The organism is Streptomyces sp. H27-H5 (assembly GCF_026627505.1).
Taxonomy (GTDB): Bacteria; Actinomycetota; Actinomycetes; order Streptomycetales; family Streptomycetaceae; genus Streptomyces.
On sequence record NZ_JAPNLK010000050.1, the window covers coordinates 36,241 to 53,409 of the forward strand.

General features: G+C 71.6%; 16 protein-coding genes and 1 riboswitch. Of the genes, 14 read left to right on the plus strand and 2 right to left on the minus strand.

Annotated features, from left to right (window positions below; all coding sequences use genetic code 11):
• Window positions 1-67: 67 nt before the first annotated feature.
• A riboswitch (glycine riboswitch) is annotated at window positions 68-171 on the minus strand.
• A 220-nt stretch (window positions 172-391) separates the two neighbouring features.
• The 11 genes from OTB19_RS24295 (at window position 392) to OTB19_RS24345 (ending at window position 12,675) form a co-directional block, all read left to right on the plus strand.
• A complete protein-coding gene (locus OTB19_RS24295; protein ID WP_420716899.1) occupies window positions 392-1,057 on the plus strand; it encodes an AAA family ATPase in 666 nt (221 codons plus the stop codon).
• A 63-nt stretch (window positions 1,058-1,120) separates the two neighbouring features.
• Window positions 1,121-1,873 carry an enhanced serine sensitivity protein SseB gene (locus OTB19_RS24300; protein ID WP_267800486.1) on the plus strand — a complete coding sequence of 251 codons (753 nt, stop codon included), beginning with the start codon at window positions 1,121-1,123 and terminating at the stop codon, window positions 1,871-1,873.
• 86 nt (window positions 1,874-1,959) lie between these two features.
• Window positions 1,960-2,700 carry an enhanced serine sensitivity protein SseB C-terminal domain-containing protein gene (locus OTB19_RS24305; RefSeq protein ID WP_267800487.1) on the plus strand — a complete coding sequence of 247 codons (741 nt, stop codon included), beginning with the start codon at window positions 1,960-1,962 and terminating at the stop codon, window positions 2,698-2,700.
• Between the two features lie 648 nt (window positions 2,701-3,348).
• A complete protein-coding gene (locus OTB19_RS24310) occupies window positions 3,349-4,341 on the plus strand; it encodes an ABC transporter permease (RefSeq protein WP_267800488.1) in 993 nt (330 codons plus the stop codon).
• Window positions 4,342-4,435: 94 nt separating this feature from the next.
• Window positions 4,436-6,142: an ABC transporter substrate-binding protein gene (locus OTB19_RS24315; RefSeq protein WP_267800523.1), complete on the plus strand. Its 1,707-nt coding sequence runs from the start codon at window positions 4,436-4,438 to the stop codon at window positions 6,140-6,142.
• Window positions 6,143-6,318: 176 nt separating this feature from the next.
• On the plus strand, window positions 6,319-7,320 hold the full coding sequence (locus OTB19_RS24320) for an ABC transporter permease (RefSeq protein ID WP_053677612.1): 1,002 nt from the start codon (window positions 6,319-6,321) through the stop codon (window positions 7,318-7,320).
• Entirely contained in the window at window positions 7,317-8,435 is a 1,119-nt protein-coding gene (locus OTB19_RS24325; RefSeq protein WP_267800489.1) for an ABC transporter ATP-binding protein, read from the plus strand. Before OTB19_RS24320 ends, OTB19_RS24325 begins: the two co-directional genes overlap by 4 nt.
• Window positions 8,436-8,440: 5 nt before the next feature.
• Window positions 8,441-9,544: an ABC transporter ATP-binding protein gene (locus OTB19_RS24330; protein WP_267800524.1), complete on the plus strand. Its 1,104-nt coding sequence runs from the start codon at window positions 8,441-8,443 to the stop codon at window positions 9,542-9,544.
• Between the two features lie 235 nt (window positions 9,545-9,779).
• Window positions 9,780-10,436, plus strand: a complete 657-nt coding sequence (locus tag OTB19_RS24335; protein WP_267800490.1) for a trimeric intracellular cation channel family protein — start codon at window positions 9,780-9,782, stop codon at window positions 10,434-10,436.
• A gap of 58 nt (window positions 10,437-10,494) precedes the next feature.
• Complete coding sequence (locus tag OTB19_RS24340) at window positions 10,495-11,355, plus strand: thioesterase family protein (RefSeq protein ID WP_267800492.1); 861 nt, start codon at window positions 10,495-10,497, stop codon at window positions 11,353-11,355.
• A gap of 156 nt (window positions 11,356-11,511) precedes the next feature.
• The gene (locus tag OTB19_RS24345) at window positions 11,512-12,675 is read left to right on the plus strand and encodes a cysteine desulfurase family protein (RefSeq protein ID WP_267800494.1); all 1,164 of its coding nucleotides are present in this window, start codon (window positions 11,512-11,514) and stop codon (window positions 12,673-12,675) included.
• A gap of 67 nt (window positions 12,676-12,742) precedes the next feature.
• Here the strand turns inward: OTB19_RS24345 and OTB19_RS24350 are convergent, their stop codons facing one another.
• Window positions 12,743-13,444 (minus strand): N-acetylmuramoyl-L-alanine amidase, encoded by a 702-nt coding sequence (locus tag OTB19_RS24350; RefSeq protein ID WP_267800495.1) that lies wholly within the window; start codon window positions 13,442-13,444, stop codon window positions 12,743-12,745.
• Between the two features lie 67 nt (window positions 13,445-13,511).
• On the opposite strand from OTB19_RS24350, the gene mnmA reads away from it, so the two are divergent.
• Window positions 13,512-14,642 (plus strand): tRNA 2-thiouridine(34) synthase MnmA, encoded by a 1,131-nt coding sequence (mnmA, locus tag OTB19_RS24355; protein ID WP_267800496.1) that lies wholly within the window; start codon window positions 13,512-13,514, stop codon window positions 14,640-14,642.
• A gap of 16 nt (window positions 14,643-14,658) precedes the next feature.
• Here mnmA and OTB19_RS24360 read toward each other — a convergent pair whose 3' ends face one another.
• Window positions 14,659-15,582: an NADP-dependent oxidoreductase gene (locus OTB19_RS24360; RefSeq protein ID WP_267800498.1), complete on the minus strand. Its 924-nt coding sequence runs from the start codon at window positions 15,580-15,582 to the stop codon at window positions 14,659-14,661.
• A 124-nt stretch (window positions 15,583-15,706) separates the two neighbouring features.
• On the opposite strand from OTB19_RS24360, the gene OTB19_RS24365 reads away from it, so the two are divergent.
• The gene (locus tag OTB19_RS24365; RefSeq protein ID WP_267800499.1) at window positions 15,707-16,678 is read left to right on the plus strand and encodes a GlxA family transcriptional regulator; all 972 of its coding nucleotides are present in this window, start codon (window positions 15,707-15,709) and stop codon (window positions 16,676-16,678) included.
• Window positions 16,679-16,818: 140 nt separating this feature from the next.
• Window positions 16,819-17,163, plus strand: a complete 345-nt coding sequence (locus OTB19_RS24370; protein WP_267800500.1) for a DUF1330 domain-containing protein — start codon at window positions 16,819-16,821, stop codon at window positions 17,161-17,163.
• Window positions 17,164-17,169 lie beyond the last annotated feature (6 nt).

Sequence of the window (17,169 nt, forward strand, 5' to 3'; positions counted from 1 at the left end):
GCACCTTGGGTGGAGCGCACGCCGTTGCCGTCGGGGACGGCGGACGCGGCTCGCTTTTCAGATCTGCCTCATCCACGCGGTACGGGGCCTGAGAGATTCAAGGGAGGGACTTGCTCCTTCGGCGCCCGGGCACGGCCTCACGGCCTGCCGGGACTCTCCCGCGCGGATTCAAGCGGCCGGTATGCAGTTGGTGTCCAGATGGCGCACATCATTGCACGCGACGGCCCGCGACGGGCGTGCGGGCCCGAAAGACCGTGCGTGACCGTGACCGGGCCCGAGCGGGCCCCCGGAACCGGGCATGCCGGATTACCGTCTCTTTACACTCAGTGGGCAAGGGTCCTTGCGACCCGATTCGGGGGAGGCGATCACTGTGGCGGTGCGGAGATTCGGAGTGCTGACGACGACGGGGACCGTGACGGGAGTGCCGGCGCAGCGGGGCGCCCACGAGAGACCCGCCCGGGCCGGGAGCACGGCCGTGCGCGACCTGCGCGGCCGAGGCGCGCACGGACCGCGCGGGCTCGACTTCGCCGACGGGGACATCGTCGTGGTGTCCGGCCTGCCCGGCGGCGGCAAGAGCACGCTGATCAAGCGGGCCGCGGCCGGCGGCATCGACTCCCAGGACACCCGCGAGCGCTGGGAGCGGCGCATGCCGCACGCGCTGCCCTACGCGGTCTACCGGCCGCTGGTCCGCGTCGCGCACTACTGGGGCCTGTGGCGGACCGTGCGCTCCGGGGCCTCCGTCGTGGTCCACGACTGCGGCACCCAGACCTGGGTGCGGGGACTGCTCGCCGGGTTCGCCCGGCGCCGGAACCGGTCCCTGCACCTGCTGCTCCTCGACACCACCCCGCAGGAGGCCCTGGCCGGGCAGGAGGCGCGGGGCCGGCGGGTGTCGGCGTACGCCTTCTCCCGCCACCGCGGCGCGGCGGACCGGCTCCTGCGCGACGCCGAGTCGGGCGGCCTCCCGCGCGGCTGCGCGTCGGTGGTCCTGCTGGACCGCGCCGCCGCCTCGGGCATCGCCCGCATCACCTTCGTCCCCACGCCCGCCGCCGGCGGCTGAGGCGCGGGCCCGGGCGAGGGGGGTCCCCGCCGACCCACTAACCTCGGCACGGCAAAGGTGGCGATGGCAGCGGAGGCGTGGATGCACGGCGGCGGGTGGCCCGACAACGAGCTGGAGCAGGTGCTCGGGGCGGCGCTGGGAGCGGCGGACGCGGGAGCGCGGATCCTGGAGGTCCTCGGCCGCAGCCGGCTCTGGGTGCCGCTGCCGGCCGGTGGCGCGCCCGACGCTGCCGACCTGACCCTGCCGACGATGCAGATCGGCGGCCAGGCGTACGTCCCCGTCTACAGCTCCGAGGCCCAGTTCCGGTTCTGCGTCGGCCCCGGCATGGACTTCGCCGTGGCCCCCGCCGTGGACTTCGCCCGCGGGCTGCCGCCGCAGATCGGCCTCGCCGTGAACCCCGAGGGGGCCGTCGGCGTCCCGCTGCCCCCGGTCGCCGTCGCGGAGCTGTGCCGCACGGGACGGACCCCGCTCGACGGACCGGCCACCGGCGGCCGCGTCCGGCTCTTCGAGCCCGACTGGCAGGACGACCCGGTGGACTTCCTCGCCGCGGCCGGCGAGGAGTTCCGTGCCACCGGCGTGGTGGCCGCGGCGCACCGCTGCCTGGCCAGCGTGGAGGGCGGGGCGCCCGAGTTGTACATCGGTGTCCGACTGGTGGGATGGGATCCCGAGTCGCGGAACGCGCCGATGGAGGCGCTCGGCCGGGCGCTGGCCCGCGTACCGGCGCCCTGGCCCGTGCAGTTGATCCTCCTGGACGCCGCCGAGGACCCGGTCACGGAGTGGATTCGTGAGCGTGTGCGCCCCTTCTACCTCCCGTAGGGCCGCTTAAGCTGATTACATCTCTTGGCCCCGCTCGCGTGGCCTGGGTAACGGGTGGACGACGGGCGGACGAAGAGGGGTACCGGGTGAGTGCGTCAGGCACGGCCGCGGCCGGGCAGGTCGAGCACATGCTGCGCCAGGTGACTCCCGGGCGCTATGAGAGCTACGAGTCGCTTCTGCACGCCCTGGCCGAGGGCCGGCTGTGGATGTTGTTGTGGCAGGGGCAGCCGGGTTCCCCGGACGCCCAGTACGGGGGGATGGAGGTCGACGGGCTCGGATACGCGCCCTGCGTGACCTCCACGCAGGAACTGGCCGCCAGCGGCTGGAACCGCGGCTACGAGGTGGTCACCGGCCGGGACATCGCCCGCGCCCTCTACCCGGACCGCTGGGGGCTGTGGCTCAACCCGCACGCCCAGGGCGGCGGTCTCGGACTGCCGTGGGCGGACCTCCGCCGGATCGCGACGGGCCTCGACCGGATGCCCGCCGGACCGCTGCGGCTGTCGGAGCCCGCCCTGGAGCTCCCGCAGTTCTACGGACTGCTCACCCAGCACGCGCACCGCACGCCCGCCGTCCGGTCGCTCCGCAGGGCCTGGGTGCAGCCGTCGCTCGGATCGGCGTACCTCGCCGTCGGGCTCGACCTGTACGACGCCTCCGCGCCCGCGCTGGAGTCCGTCCGGGAGATGATGCGCCAGTCGGTCGGGGCGGTCCCCGACGGCGTTCCCGTGTGCACCGTCGCGCTGGCCGACGAGCACGATCCGGTCGCGATGTGGCTGCGTTCGCAGACCCGGCCCTTCTACGACCGCGAGGGCCAGGCGCCCTCGTACTGAGGCGTTCCCCCCCGGGCCTCCGTCGGACCTCCGGCGGGGGCCTTTCGCATGCCCGCTCCCCGGCTCTCGTGCGGACGGCCCGATCGGCCCCTCCAGGCCTCCCGTCAGGCCGTCCTTGTCCGCCGGGGGCCTCGGACGGCCCGCGCGGCGCCGCCGTCCGGACGGCGGAACGGGCGCCCGGGGAACGCCTCGGGCCGCCGCCGGCCACCGCCCCCGGGCAACCTTCGGCTTGTCCTGATTTCATCGGTCTTGTGGGGCCAAAAGGCATGCGAGTCTTGCGAGTTGGGCGCCATGTCCGGTTCCGTACCGAACAGGCGGTCTTGCTCCGCTGAGACGCGAGTGAAGTCCGGATAACGGGTACCGGGACGTCAGATCACGTTTGCGCATCCATTCATCTGCGGGTCTGGCGGCTGGTCGAGCGCCCGATGAAGACTCCCCACCCAAGAGCCGATCAGTCCTCCGGGACGCGGTTCGGTTCGTTGACTGCACCTGTTGTTTCGCACGGCACTTTCGCAGCACTTCCCGCACTTCCTGCACCTCACACGCGTTCCGCGTGTCCACGCACTCCGAGCGCCACTCCGCACCAACGCCGCCACAGCGGCGGGCATGGGCCGGCACACCCGTCGGCCGAGAGGGGTCCCCACCACGATGACGGCACCACTGCATGACACGGACGCGGAAACACCCGCACCCGTGTCCGTAGCCGACGTCCCTGCCAAGGCCATCGAAGGCCGCTCGCCCGGCCGCATCGCCTGGATGCGGCTCAAGCGCGACAAGGTCGCGCTGACCGGCGGCGTGGTCGTGATCCTCCTGATCCTGGTGGCCGTCTTCGCGCCGCTGATCGTGAGCCTGCTGGGCCATCCGCCCAACGAGTTCCACGAAGACATGCTCGACCCGGACTTCGGGACGCCGCTCGGTTCGTTCGGCGGCATGAGCTCCGACTTCCTGCTGGGCGTCGAACCCACCAACGGGCGCGACGTGTTCAGCCGGATCGTCTACGGCGCCCGCATCTCCCTGGTCGTCGCCTTCCTCGCGGCCTTCGTCTCGGTGATCCTCGGCAGCCTGCTCGGCGCGCTCGCCGGGTTCCTCGGCGGCTGGGTCGACGGCGTCATCAGCCGCACGATGGACCTGCTGCTGGCCTTCCCGCAGCTGCTGTTCACCATCGCCCTCGTGTCCGTGGTCCCCAACTCCCTCTGGGGGTTCGAGGGTTCGGGCGTCCGGATGGGCGTGCTGGTCGTCGTCATCGGCTTCTTCGGCTGGCCGTACATCGGCCGCATCGTCCGAGGACAGACGATCTCCCTGCGTGAACGCGAATACGTCGAGGCCGCGCGCAGCCTCGGGGCGGGTCGCGGCTACATCCTGATCAAGGAGCTGCTGCCCAACCTGGTCGCGCCGATCCTCGTCTACTCGACGCTGATCATCCCGACCAACATCCTGACGGAGGCGGCCCTCAGCTTCCTCGGTGCCGGCGTCAAGCCGCCCACCGCCTCCTGGGGCAAGATGCTGTCCGACGCCGTCCCCATCTACCAGGACGACCCCATGTACATGGTGGTCCCGGGCCTCACGATCTTCATCACCGTCCTGGCGTTCAACCTCTTCGGGGACGGGCTGCGCGACGCACTCGACCCCAAGGGCAGCTGAACCGCTTCTTCGATTCACCACCTATGGAGGTTGGACAACCGTGATCCGCAGAAAGCAGGCACTCGCGATCACCGCCGTGGTCGCCGCCTTGTCGATGACCGCCGCGTGTGGCGGTGGCAAGGACGAGGGCAAGAAGTCCGAGGGCGCGAACGACAAGGGCTACAGCGGTGCCTCCACGGCCCTGGTGAACGCCTCGGACGCCAAGGGCGGTGAGCTCAAGCTCTGGTCGCCGCAGGACGTCGACTACCTCGACCCGGCGCGCGCCTACTACGGCTTCGTGTGGAACCTGCAGCGCCTCTACGTCCGCCAGCTCTTCGCGTACGACAGCAAGCCGGGCGCCGCGGGCACCAAGCTGGTCCCGGACCTCGCCGAGGCCGCGCCGGTCCTGAGCAACGACGGCAAGACGTACACCGTCAAGATCAAGGACGGCGTGAAGTTCGAGGACGGCACGCCGATCACCTCGAAGGACTTCAAGTACGGCATCGAGCGCGTCTTCGCGCAGGACGTGCTGTCCGGCGGCCCGACGTACCTGGTCGACCTGCTCGACCAGGGCCAGAAGTACCCCGGCCCGTACAAGGACACCGACCCGAACAAGCTGGGTCTGAAGTCGGTCCAGACGCCGGACGACAAGACGATCGTCTTCAACCTGGCCAGCGCCAACTCGGACTTCAACTACCTGCTGGCGATGCCGTCCTCCTCGCCCGTCCCGGCGGCCAAGGACCAGGGCGCGGGCTACACCAACAAGCCCGTCTCCACCGGTCCTTACAAGGTCGAGAGCTTCACCGCGGGCAAGGGCGCCACCTTCGTCCGCAACGAGAACTGGGACCCGAAGACGGACACGATCCGCAAGGGTCTGCCGGACAAGGTCAGCTTCACGGTCACGACCAACCCGGACGACATGGACCAGCGCCTGCTCTCCGGCGACATCGACCTCGCCGTCGACGGCACCGGTGTCCAGCAGGCCGCGAAGAACAAGATCCTCAAGGACGCGAACCTCAAGAAGAACGCGGACAACCCGTTCACGGGCTACATCCGCTACTTCGCCTTCCCGCAGACGGTCGCGCCGTTCGAGAACATCGAGTGCCGCAAGGCCGTCATCTACGCGGCCGACCCGAAGTCGCTCCAGAACGCCCGCGGTGGCCCGACCAGCGGTGACCTCGGCGCGAACATGCTGCCGCCCGGCATCCCCGGCTCGGACAAGTCCTTCGACCCGTGGGGCCTGACCGCCGGCAAGGCGCAGGAGCAGAAGGCCAAGGACGCGCTCAAGGCCTGTGGCAAGCCCGACGGGTTCGAGACCACCATCGCGGTCCGCAACAACCGCGCCCCCGAGGTCAAGACCGCCGAGTCCCTCCAGGCCTCGCTCGCCAAGGTCGGCATCAAGGCCACGATCGACCAGTACGACGGCAAGCTCTCCTCCTCCACGATCGGTTCGCCCGAGAACGTGAAGAAGAAGAACTACGGCATCATCGTCATGGGCTGGGGCGCCGACTACAACTCCGGCTCGGGCTTCCTCCAGCCCCTGGTCGACGGCTCGTTCATCCTGCCGAACGGCAACAACAACTACACGATGCTGGACGACCCCGAGGTCAACGGCCTGTTCGACAAGGCCGCGAACGCCGCCACCCCGGACGCCGCCGCTCCGTTCTACACGGACATCAACAAGAAGATCATGGAGAAGGCGCTCTACCTCCCGATCAACTTCGACAAGGCGCTCATCTACCACAACCCGCGCCTGACGAACGTCTACTTCAACGACTCGATGGGCCGCATCGACCTCGCTGTCCTGGGCGTCGCCAAGTAGTCGTCCGACCGTCCGGCGGCCGCTCCACCGCGGCCGCCGGGCACCAGCAGGCCAGCAATTCGTAAGTAAGTGCCTTCACCGCACATGCGCTAGTCCGAAGGGCAGGTGAAGGCCGCAGGCGGCGGCTGTCGTCCCCACAAGGGGCGGCAGCCGCCCGCCCCGGGCGGCCGACTGCAGTGCTCGTCTACCTCATACGGCGGCTGTTCAACGTCGCCGCCACGCTGCTGGTGGTCTCCGTGGTCACCTTCGGCATCTTCTTCGCGGTCCCGAAGCTGACCGGCAGCGATCCCGCGCTCATGTACGCCGGTCGAGAGACCAACGAGACTGCCCTGGCGGGCATCCGCGTGAAGATGGGCTTCGACAAGCCCATCTCCGAGCAGTACTGGGTGTTCCTCAAGGGCATCTTCGTCGGCCGCGACTACGACGGCGGCACCGAGGTCACGCACTGCGCCGCTCCGTGCTTCGGCTACTCCTTCAAGAGCGAGGCCCCCGTCTGGGAGACCATGCTCGACCGCATGCCGGTCACCCTCTCGCTCGCCGTCGGCGCCGCCTTGATCTGGGTGCTCGCCGGTGTGGCCACCGGAGTGGTCTCGGCGCTGAAACGGCGTACGGCCATCGACCGGACCGTCATGATCGGAGCGCTCGCCGGCGTCTCCCTGCCGATCTTCTTCACCGGCATGGTGGCTCCCGCCGTCTTCGTCTACGGCCTCGGCTGGTTGGACGTGTCCAACTACAAACCTCTGACCGAGGATCCGCTGGCCTGGCTCAACAGTCTGATCCTGCCCTGGGTCACCCTCGCCTTCCTCTTCGCGGCGACCTACGCCCGCATCACCCGCGCGACCATGCTGGAGGTCCTCGGCGAGGACTACATCCGCACCGCCCGCGCCAAGGGACTCAAGGAGGGCGTGGTCATCCGCAAGCACGCCCTGCGTTCCACCCTCACCCCGATCGTCACGATGTTCGGCCTCGACCTCGGCGGACTCCTCGGCGGCGCGGTGCTCACCGAGACGACCTTCAACTTCCAGGGTCTGGGAACGGCGGCCGTCGCCGCCATCGGCCAGGGCGACCTCCCCGTGATCATGGGTGTCACCCTCCTCGCCGCGCTCTTCGTGGTGATGGCCAACCTGATCGTGGACCTGCTGTACGCCGTCATCGACCCGCGCGTGAGGCTGACGTGACCGAGAACCCCGCCGTTTCCACCGGCACCTCCGGCGAGCCCGCGTTCGTCCCCGAGCAGGCCAAGGGGGAGACCCGCGCCGGCGACTCCTTCCTCTCCGTACGCGACCTCAAGGTCCACTTCCCGACCGACGACGGCCTCGTCAAGTCCGTCGACGGGCTCTCCTTCGACCTGGAGCGCGGCAAGACGCTCGGCATCGTCGGCGAGTCCGGCTCGGGCAAGTCGGTGACCTCGCTGGCCATCATGGGCCTGCACCGCACCGGCAACGCCCGCAGCCGCCCGCACATCTCCGGGCAGGTCGTGCTCGACGGCGAGGACCTGGTCCAGGCCGACGCCGACCACGTGCGCAAGCTCCGCGGGCACAAGATGGCGATGGTCTTCCAGGACCCGCTGTCCGCGATGCACCCGTACTACTCGGTCGGCAAGCAGATCGTCGAGGCCTACCGGACCCACCACGACGTCGACAAGAAGACGGCCCGCAAGCGGGCCGTCGAGATGCTCGACCGGGTCGGCATCCCGGAGCCCCACCGGCGCGTGGACGCGTACCCCCACGAGTTCTCCGGTGGCATGCGCCAGCGCGCGATGATCGCCATGGCGCTGGTCAACAACCCCGAACTGCTCATCGCGGACGAGCCCACCACCGCCCTGGACGTCACCGTCCAGGCGCAGATCCTGGACCTCATCCGCGACCTGCAGAAGGAGTTCGGCTCCGCGGTCATCATGATCACGCACGACCTCGGCGTGGTCGCCGAGATGGCCGACGACATCCTCGTGATGTACGGAGGCCGGTGCGTCGAGCGCGGCACCGCGGAGAAGGTCTTCTACGGCCCGCGGCACCCCTACACCTGGGGGCTGCTCGGCTCGATGCCGCGCATCGACCGCGACCAGACCGAGCGGCTGATCCCGGTGAAGGGCTCGCCGCCCAGCCTCATCAACATCCCGAGCGGCTGCGCGTTCAACCCCCGGTGCCCCTACGCCGACGTACCCAAGGGCGGCATCACCCGCACCCAGCGCCCCGAGCTGACCGAGGACGACAGCCGGCACTGGTCCGCCTGCCACATGTCGCAGGAGGAGCGGACCCGGATCTGGACCGAAGAGATTGCGCCGAAGCTGTGACCGACATGAACAAGACGGGCGCGGCGGGGGTCTCCTCCGCGCAGGCCGCGGCGGACACCGCCGAGGAGCCGCTGCTGAAGGTGACCGGGCTGGTCAAGCACTTCCCCATCAACAAGGGGCTGTTGCGCCGCCAGGCCGGCGCCGTCAAGGCCGTGGACGGCATCGACTTCGACGTCCGGCGGGGTGAGACCCTCGGCATCGTCGGCGAGTCCGGCTGCGGCAAGTCCACCATGGGCCGGCTGATCACCCGACTGCTCGAACCGACCGGCGGGAAGGTCGAGTTCGAGGGCCGGGACATCACGCACCTGAGCGTCGCGGGCATGCGACCGCTGCGCCGCGACGTGCAGATGATCTTCCAGGACCCGTACGGCTCGCTGAACCCCCGCCACACGGTGGGCACCATCGTCGGGGCGCCCTTCAAGCTCCAGAAGGTCACCCCCGAGGGCGGCGTGAAGGCCGAGGTCCAGCGGCTGCTCTCGCTGGTGGGTCTCAACCCCGAGCACTACAACCGCTACCCGCACGAGTTCTCCGGCGGCCAGCGGCAGCGCATCGGCATCGCGCGGGCCCTGGCCCTCAATCCGAAGCTCGTCGTCGCCGACGAGCCGGTGTCGGCGCTGGACGTCTCGATCCAGGCCCAGGTGGTGAACCTGCTGGACGACCTCCAGGAGGAACTCGGCCTGACGTACGTGATCATCGCGCACGACCTGTCGGTCATCCGGCACGTCTCGGACCGCATCGCGGTGATGTACCTCGGCAAGATCGTCGAGCTGGCCGACCGCAAGTCGCTGTACGAGGCGCCGATGCACCCCTACACGACCGCGCTCATGTCGGCGGTGCCGGTGCCGGACCCGAGGCGGCGCGGCGCGAAGAGCGGGCGCATCCTGCTCAAGGGCGACGTCCCGTCGCCGATCTCGCCGCCCAGCGGTTGCCGGTTCCACACCCGGTGCTGGAAGGCGACCGAGCTGTGCACCACGCAGGAGCCGCCGCTGGTGGCCCTGAAGACGGGGCACCAGGTCGCCTGCCACCACCCGGAGAACGCGCCGGACCAGGCGCCGGGCGACAAGGCCCTGCCGGGCGCCGCCGAAGTGGTGGACACGCCGACGGTGTAGCGGGTCTCGACGTCGGCGTGGCGGGTCACGCCGACGATCCGGCGGGTCACGACGACCGCAGGTGTCCGACCCCGGAGTAGCGGCCGGGGTCGGGTGTGGTGCCGGGGCACCCGGGCGTACGCGTCCGGGAACCCCGGCACCACTGTGCGTTCCCCGGCAGGTGTCGCGGGCGCCCCGCCCACGCCCCGTCGCGCCGGCGGGCGGGCGGTGCGACGGCGGACGGCACAATGGGGGCGTGCTCCACGATCTCTTCCCGCCCGGCATCCAGCACGCCCTGGACCTCGCGGGCATTTTTGTCTTCGCCACCGCGGGCGCCCTGCTCGCCGTGCGCAAGAACTTCGACATCTTCGGCATCGCCGTGCTCGCGCTCGTCACCGCCCTCGGCGGCGGTCTCTTCCGCGACCTCGTCATCGGCGCCGTCCCGCCCGCCGCCTTCGGGGAGCTCAGCTTCTTCGTGACACCGCTGGTCGCCGCCGGGCTGGTCTTCTTCCTGCACCCCGAGGTCCAGCGGATCAACCGCGCCATCAACGTCTTCGACGCGGCCGGCCTCGGACTGTTCTGCGTGACGGGCACGACCAAGGCGTACGAGTACGGCCTCGGGCTGACCGCGTCCGCCTCGCTGGGGCTGGCCACGGCGGTCGGGGGAGGCGTGCTGCGCGACGTGCTGGTCAACGAGGTCCCGTCGCTGCTGCGCGACCGCGAGATGTACGCGGTGCCCGCGGTCGTCGGCGCCTCGATGGTGGCCCTCTTCATCGCCTTCGACACGCTCAACGCCCTCACCACCGCCGCGGCGATCATCACCACCTTCGTGCTCCGGCTGCTCGCGATCCGTTACCACTGGCGGGCGCCGCTGGCCTGGAACCGCCGGTCCGCAGTGGCCGAAGAGCCGTAACGCGCATGTAGCAATAGAAAGCTACCGCTTAGTAGCATGCCGGTGTACCGTCGTTTTCATGTCACATGCAGCGGCCCAGGCATCCATCGGCGACAGCGAGTTCGACCGCGACACCACCCTCTCCGCCCGCGCGGACGAGCCCGGGGTGTACGACGCTGAACTCAGCGCCGGCTGGACGATCATCACCGCCGTCAACGGCGGATATCTGTTGGCACTGGTCGGTCGGGCCCTGTCGGCGGCCCTGCCGCACCCCGACCCCTTCACCGTCTCCGCCCACTACCTGACCTCCTCCGTGCCCGGCCCCGCCGTGATCCGCACGCAGGTCGTCCGGATCGGGCGCACCCTCTCGACCGGCCAGGCGTCCCTCTTCCAGTACGACGAGAGCGGCGCGGAGATCGAGCGGATCCGTGTCCTCGCCTCGTACGGGGAACTGTCCGCCCTGCCCGACTCCGTGCACACCACCGCGCTGCCGCCGGTCATGCCCGCCTACGAGGACTGCCTCGGTGCGGAGGCCGGCCCCGCGCCGATCCCCGGCAGCTCCGCCATCGTGGACCGGCTGCGGCTGCGCCTGGACCCGGCGACGGCGGGCTGGGCCGTCGGGGCGCCGTCGGGCAAGGGCGAGATGCGGGCCTGGTTCGAGCTGGCCGACGGCCGTGACGCCGACCCGCTGTCGCTGCTGCTGGCGGTGGACGCGCTGCCGCCCACCGCCTTCGACCTCGGCCTGATCGGCTGGGCCCCGACGGTCGAGCTCACCACCCACATCCGCCACCGCCCCGCGCCGGGCCCGCTGCGGGTGGCCATCACCACCCGCAACCTCGCCGGGGGCTTCCTGGAGGAGGACGCCGAGGTCTGGGACTCGACGGACCGACTCGTGGCCCAGTCCCGCCAACTGGCCCGCGCCCCCCGCCAGACGCCCTGACCCGCGCAGGCGCCCCCGCCCGGCCCGGCCGCCGGGCGGCGGGTGCCCCGCCGCCGCCCCGGCACCCCGCCCGGCCACCGGGCTCCGCCGGGGATTGCGCCGGCGGGGGACCGGATGGGGTCCGGTGCGTCGGGGGGCTCGTAGAATCGGGGGATCATGGCCTACCTCGACCACGCCGCAACCACCCCGATGCTGCCGGAGGCCGCTGCGGCGATGACCGCGCAGTTCGCCGCCACGGGTAACGCGTCCTCCCTCCACGCCGCCGGCCGCCGCGCCCGCCGCACCGTCGAGGAGGCCCGCGAGGCCCTCGCCGAAGCCCTCGGCGCCCGCCCGAGCGAGGTGGTCTTCACCGCCGGCGGCACGGAGGCCGACAACCTCGCCGTCAAGGGTCTCTACTGGGCACGCCGCGACCAGGACCCGACCCGCACCCGCGTGCTCACCAGCCCCGTCGAGCACCACGCCGTCCTCGACGCCGTCCACTGGCTCGCCGAGCACGAGGGGGCCCGGGTCGAGTACCTCCCGGTGGACCACCACGGGCGCGTGCACCCCGACGCCTTCCGGGAGGCGATCGAGCGGAACCCCTCCGACGTCGCCCTGGCCACCGTGATGTGGGCCAACAATGAGATCGGCACGGTCTTCCCCGTACGGGAACTCGCCGCCATCGCCGGGGAGTTCGGGATCCCGCTGCACTCCGACGCCGTCCAGGCCGTCGGCCAGCTCGACGTCCGCTTCGGCGACAGCGGCCTCGCCGCCATGACCGTCAGCGGCCACAAGGTGGGCGGCCCGTACGGCATCGGCGCCCTGCTGCTCGGCCGGGACCAGACCCCCGTCCCCGTCCTGCACGGAGGCGGCCAGGAGCGGCACGTCCGGTCCGGGACCCTCGACGTGCCGGCCATCGCGGCCTTCGCGGTGGCGGCCGTCCTCGCCGCCGAACGGCGCGAGCGGTTCGCCGTCGAGATCGGCGCCCTGCGCGACGAGCTGGTCGCCGCCGTCCTGCGGGAGGTGCCCGACGCCGTGCTCGGCGGGGACCCCGTGGACCGGCTGCCCGCCAACGCCCACTTCAGCTTCCCCGGCTGCGAGGGCGACTCCCTGCTGCTCCTCCTCGACGCCCAGGGCATCGAGTGCTCCACCGGCTCCGCCTGCACCGCGGGCGTGGCCCAACCCAGCCACGTACTGCTCGCCACCGGCACCGATCCGCTGCTGGCCCGCGGCACCCTGCGGTTCTCCCTCGGCCACACCTCCACCAAGGAGGACGTCGCCGCGGTGGCCGCCGCCATCGGCCCGGCCGTCGCCCGCGCCCGCACGGCCGGACTCAGCTGAGCCGCGTCCCGCCCGTACCCCGGGCGGGCGTCGGACGGGTCGGGGGCCGGTCGGCGGGCGCCCCGGCTCAGCCGGTCGCGGGCTTGCGGGCCAGGGCTTCCCCGACCATGCGGACGTAGCGGTCCCAGTCCCAGTGGCGGCCCGGGTCCGTGTGATCGGCGCCCGGCACCTCGGAGTGGCCCACGACGTGCTCCCGGTCGGCCGGTATGTCGTACCGTCGGCAGACATCGGCGGCCAGCTCGGCCGAGGCCGCGTACATCGCGTCCGTGAAGTCCTGCGGCCGGTCCACGAAGCCCACGTGCTCGATGCCGACACTGCGTTCGTTCATGGACCGGTTCCCGGCGTGGAAGGCCACGTCCAGCTCGCGCACCATCTGCTCGACATGGCCGTCCTGGCGGACTATGTAGTGCGCCGACGCCTTGTGCCACGGGTTCTTGAAGGCGTCCACCGAGGACTCGAACCCGCCCTGTGTGACATGCACGACAATCCGGTCCACGCGGTAGTCGTCGGGCCGGTCCGCCGGCCGCCAGTTCGCCGGCGAGGCCGCCGTCCAGTTCGCGGCCGCGTAGTCCAGCTCGCCTTCCTTGCGCGGCTTGGACACCCCGGGCAGCAGCCACCAGGCGCGTCTGAGCTCGTCCTGCCCGACGACGGCCGCGGCCGCGATCACCCCGAGCCCCCCGAACAGCACGGCCCTGCGGGTCCGGCCCGACCCCTTGCCGGTCGCCTTGCCCGGAGCCGCGTCCCGCGTCTTCCCACCCTCACGCACCATGCGATCCACCCCCCGACCCGACAACGCGCCGTGACCGCGCGCGGTTCCCCGTACCCTGGACGGTGCCATGACTGAGAACCTGCCGCGCACCGCCCGCCCCCTCCGCGTCCTCGCCGCCATGTCCGGCGGGGTGGACTCCGCCGTCGCCGCCGCCCGCGCCGTGGAAGCCGGGCACGACGTCACGGGCGTCCACCTGGCGCTCTCCGCGAACCCCCAGTCCTTCAGGACCGGCGCCCGCGGCTGTTGCACCATCGAGGACTCCCGCGACGCCCGCCGCGCCGCCGACGTCATCGGCATCCCCTTCTACGTCTGGGACCTCGCCGAGCGCTTCCGCGAGGACGTCGTCGAGGACTTCGTCGCCGAGTACGAGGCCGGGCGCACCCCGAACCCCTGCCTGCGCTGCAACGAGAAGATCAAGTTCGCGGCACTGCTCGACAAGGCCCTGGCCCTCGGGTTCGACGCCGTCTGCACCGGCCACTACGCCACCGTCGTCCTCAACGACGACGGCACGCGCGAACTCCACCGCGCCAGCGACATGGCCAAGGACCAGTCGTACGTCCTCGGCGTCCTCGACGAGAAGCAGCTGGCCCACGCGCTCTTCCCGCTCGGCGACACCCTCACCACCAAGGAAGAGATCCGCGCCGAGGCCGAACGACGCGGCCTCGCCGTCGCGAAGAAGCCCGACAGCCACGACATCTGCTTCATCGCCGACGGCGACACCCAGGGCTTCCTCGCGAACCGCCTGGGCAAGGCCGAGGGCGACATCGTCGACGAGAGCGGCGAGAAGGTCGGCACCCACGAGGGCGCCTTCGGCTTCACCATCGGCCAGCGCAAGGGCCTGCGGATCGGCCACCCCGCCGCCGACGGCAAGCCGCGCTACGTCCTCGACATCTCCCCGGTGAACAACACCGTCACCGTCGGCCCCGTCGAGGCCCTCGACGTCGCCGCCCTCACCGCGATCCGCCCCCGCTGGTGCGGAGCCGTGGCCGCGGCCCCCGGCACGTACACCGCGCAGCTGCGCGCCCACGGCGGCGAGACCGAGGTCTTCGCCGAACTCGTGGACGGCGAGCTGCGCGTCTCCTTCACCGAGCCGGTCCGCGGCGTGGCCCCCGGCCAGGCGATCGTGCTGTACGACGGCACGCGCGTGGTCGGTTCCGCCACCATCGCCACGACCGAGCGGGCGTCCGCCGCGGTGTGAGCCCGGCGGCCGGGGCTCAGGCCACCGTCAGGACGATCTTGCCGGTGGTACGGCCCCGCTCGCCGATCTCGTGGGCCTTCGCGGCCTGCTCCAGCGGCAGCACCGTGTCGACCAGCGGCTTCAGCAGGCCCTGCTCGACCAGGGCGGCGATGCCCTCCAGGCCCTTGAGGTCCGGCTCCACCAGCAGCCAGGTGGCGTGCACGCCCTCGGCGTCGGCCGGGAGGCCGTCGGGGCCCGGCAGGGTCACCAGGTGCCCGCCCGGCTTGAGCACCTTCAGCGAGCGCCGCCCGTGGTCCCCGCCCACCGCGTCGATCACCACGTCGATGTCGGAGACGACGTCCTCGAAGTCCGCGGTGCGGTAGTCGATCACCTCGTCGGCGCCCAGGTCGCGCAGCAGTGCGTGCTTGGCGGCGCTCGCGGTGCCGATCACGTACGCGCCGCGGGCCTTGGCGATCTGCACGGCCAGGTGGCCGACGCCGCCGGCCGCCGCGTGCACCAGGACCCGCTGTCCGGCCGAGACCCCGGCCGTGTCGACCAGCGCCTGCCAGGCGGTCAGGGCCGCCAGCGGCAGCGCCGCCGCCTCCACGTGGTCCAGCGAGGCGGGCTTGCGGGCGAAGTGCCGGGCGGGAGCGGTCACGTACTCGGCGTACGCGCCGGCCTGCTGCGGGAAGCGGGGCATCCCGTACACCTCGTCACCCACCCGGTACAGGGTCACGCCCGGTCCGACGGCCTCGACGGTGCCCGACACGTCCCAGCCGACGGCCGGCACCGGCCCCCAGGGGATCAGGCCGCCGCTCTCGCGGGTCTTCCAGTCCACCGGGTTCACGCCGGCGGCGCGGACCCGTACGAGCACCTCACCCATGCCGGGCTCCGGGCGCTCGATCTCCCTCTCGACGAGAACCTCGGGTCCGCCCCACTGGCTGACGACGACGGCGCGCATGGATGTCTCCTTTGGTGGTGCCTCTACTGGTATCGGCCGGTTTCCCCGGCCGACGCATCCAGCTTGGCGGCCGTCGCGCCCGCATGGTGCTGGCCGTACGGCCACCATGTGACAGGATCTGGCCATGCACCGTATCGCCGTACTCGCCCTCGAAGGCGTCCCCCCGTTCGAGCTCGGGATCCCCTCCCGCGTCTTCGGCAACGCCCACGACGACGCCGGCGCCCCGCTCTACGAGGTGACCGTCTGCACCGCCGACGGCCTGCCCGTGACCAGCGACGCGGGCTTCACGGTCGGCGTCGCAGCGGGCCCCGAGGCGCTCGCCGCCGCCGACACCGTGGTCATCCCGCCCACCCACGCCATGGACGACCTCGCACACGGCGCGCCCCTGTCGCCCGCGCTCGCCGCCGCCATCGCCGGGATCCGGCCCGGCACCCGTCTGGTGTCCATCTGCACCGGCTCCTACGTCCTCGCCGCGGCCGGGCTGCTCGACGGCCGACCCGCCACCACGCACTGGTTGCACGCCCCCGAGTTCCAGCGGGCCTTCCCTCGGGTCCGGCTCGACGAGGAGGTGCTCTTCGTCGACGACGGGGACGTCCTCACCTCCGCCGGCGTGGCCGCAGGCGTCGACCTCTGCCTCTACCTGATCCGGCAGGACCACGGCACCGCCGTCGCCAACCGCGCCGCACGCCTGTGCGTCGTCCCGCCCTGGCGTGACGGGGGACAGGCCCAGTACATCGACCGGCCCGTCCCCGAGCCGACCGTCGCCACCACCACCGCCACCCGCGCCTGGGCCCTGGAGCGGCTGTCCGAACCGATCGCCCTCGCCGAACTCGCCGACCACGCCCGGATGAGCCTGCGCACCTTCACCCGACGGTTCCGCGACGAGGTGGGCATGACGCCGGTGCAGTGGCTCACCGTCCAGCGCCTCGAACTCGCCCGCCACCTGCTGGAATCCAGCGACCTGTCGGTGGACCTGGTCGCGCACCGGGCCGGCTTCGGATCCGGCAACTCGCTGCGCCAGCACATGAGGACCTCGCTCGGCATCTCGCCGATCGCCTACCGACGCACCTTCCGCCCCGCCCTCGCGGAGGCATGACCCCCGGGGTAATCGCGCTCCCGACCGGCGTTTGCCATGATCGAACCCACGGAACGGTCCGACCCGCGGACCGGTCCGGCGTCCATGCGTAGGACCGACACCGTGCACCGGTCCGACACGGCACAGCCGAGGAGAACACGATGACCGCGTACGCCCTGGCCCACCTGCGCCCCGTCCCGATGAACGACGAGATCCTGCGTTACATCGAGGAGATCCAGGCCACGATGGACCCCTTCGGCGGCCGCTTCCTCGTCCACGGCCGAGAGGTCGAGGTCAAGGAGGGCCCCTTCCCCGGGACGGTGGTCCTGATCTCCTTCCCCGACATGGACCGCGCCCACGCCTGGTACGACTCACCCGCCTACCAGGCGATCCTCTCGCTGCGGACCGACAACATCCCCGGCGAGATCATCCTGGTGGACGGAGTCGCCCCCGACTACGACGCGCGCCTGACGGCCGCCCAGTGGCGCGAGGCCCTCGGCCTCTGAGGCCGA

Excerpts from the sequence above, each read along its gene's own strand:
- OTB19_RS24300 (WP_267800486.1), top strand. The coding sequence starts at position 1,121 with ATGGCAGCGGAGGCGTGGATGCACGGCGGCGGGTGGCCCGACAACGAG.
- OTB19_RS24310 (WP_267800488.1), top strand. The coding sequence starts at position 3,349 with ATGACGGCACCACTGCATGACACGGACGCGGAAACACCCGCACCCGTG.
- OTB19_RS24315 (WP_267800523.1), top strand. The coding sequence starts at position 4,436 with ATGACCGCCGCGTGTGGCGGTGGCAAGGACGAGGGCAAGAAGTCCGAG.
- OTB19_RS24330 (WP_267800524.1), top strand. The coding sequence starts at position 8,441 with ATGAACAAGACGGGCGCGGCGGGGGTCTCCTCCGCGCAGGCCGCGGCG.
- OTB19_RS24340 (WP_267800492.1), top strand. The coding sequence starts at position 10,495 with ATGTCACATGCAGCGGCCCAGGCATCCATCGGCGACAGCGAGTTCGAC.
- OTB19_RS24345 (WP_267800494.1), top strand. The coding sequence starts at position 11,512 with ATGGCCTACCTCGACCACGCCGCAACCACCCCGATGCTGCCGGAGGCC.
- OTB19_RS24350 (WP_267800495.1), bottom strand. The coding sequence starts at position 13,444 with ATGGTGCGTGAGGGTGGGAAGACGCGGGACGCGGCTCCGGGCAAGGCG.
- mnmA (WP_267800496.1), top strand. The coding sequence starts at position 13,512 with ATGACTGAGAACCTGCCGCGCACCGCCCGCCCCCTCCGCGTCCTCGCC.
- OTB19_RS24360 (WP_267800498.1), bottom strand. The coding sequence starts at position 15,582 with ATGCGCGCCGTCGTCGTCAGCCAGTGGGGCGGACCCGAGGTTCTCGTC.
- OTB19_RS24365 (WP_267800499.1), top strand. The coding sequence starts at position 15,707 with ATGCACCGTATCGCCGTACTCGCCCTCGAAGGCGTCCCCCCGTTCGAG.
- OTB19_RS24370 (WP_267800500.1), top strand. The coding sequence starts at position 16,819 with ATGACCGCGTACGCCCTGGCCCACCTGCGCCCCGTCCCGATGAACGAC.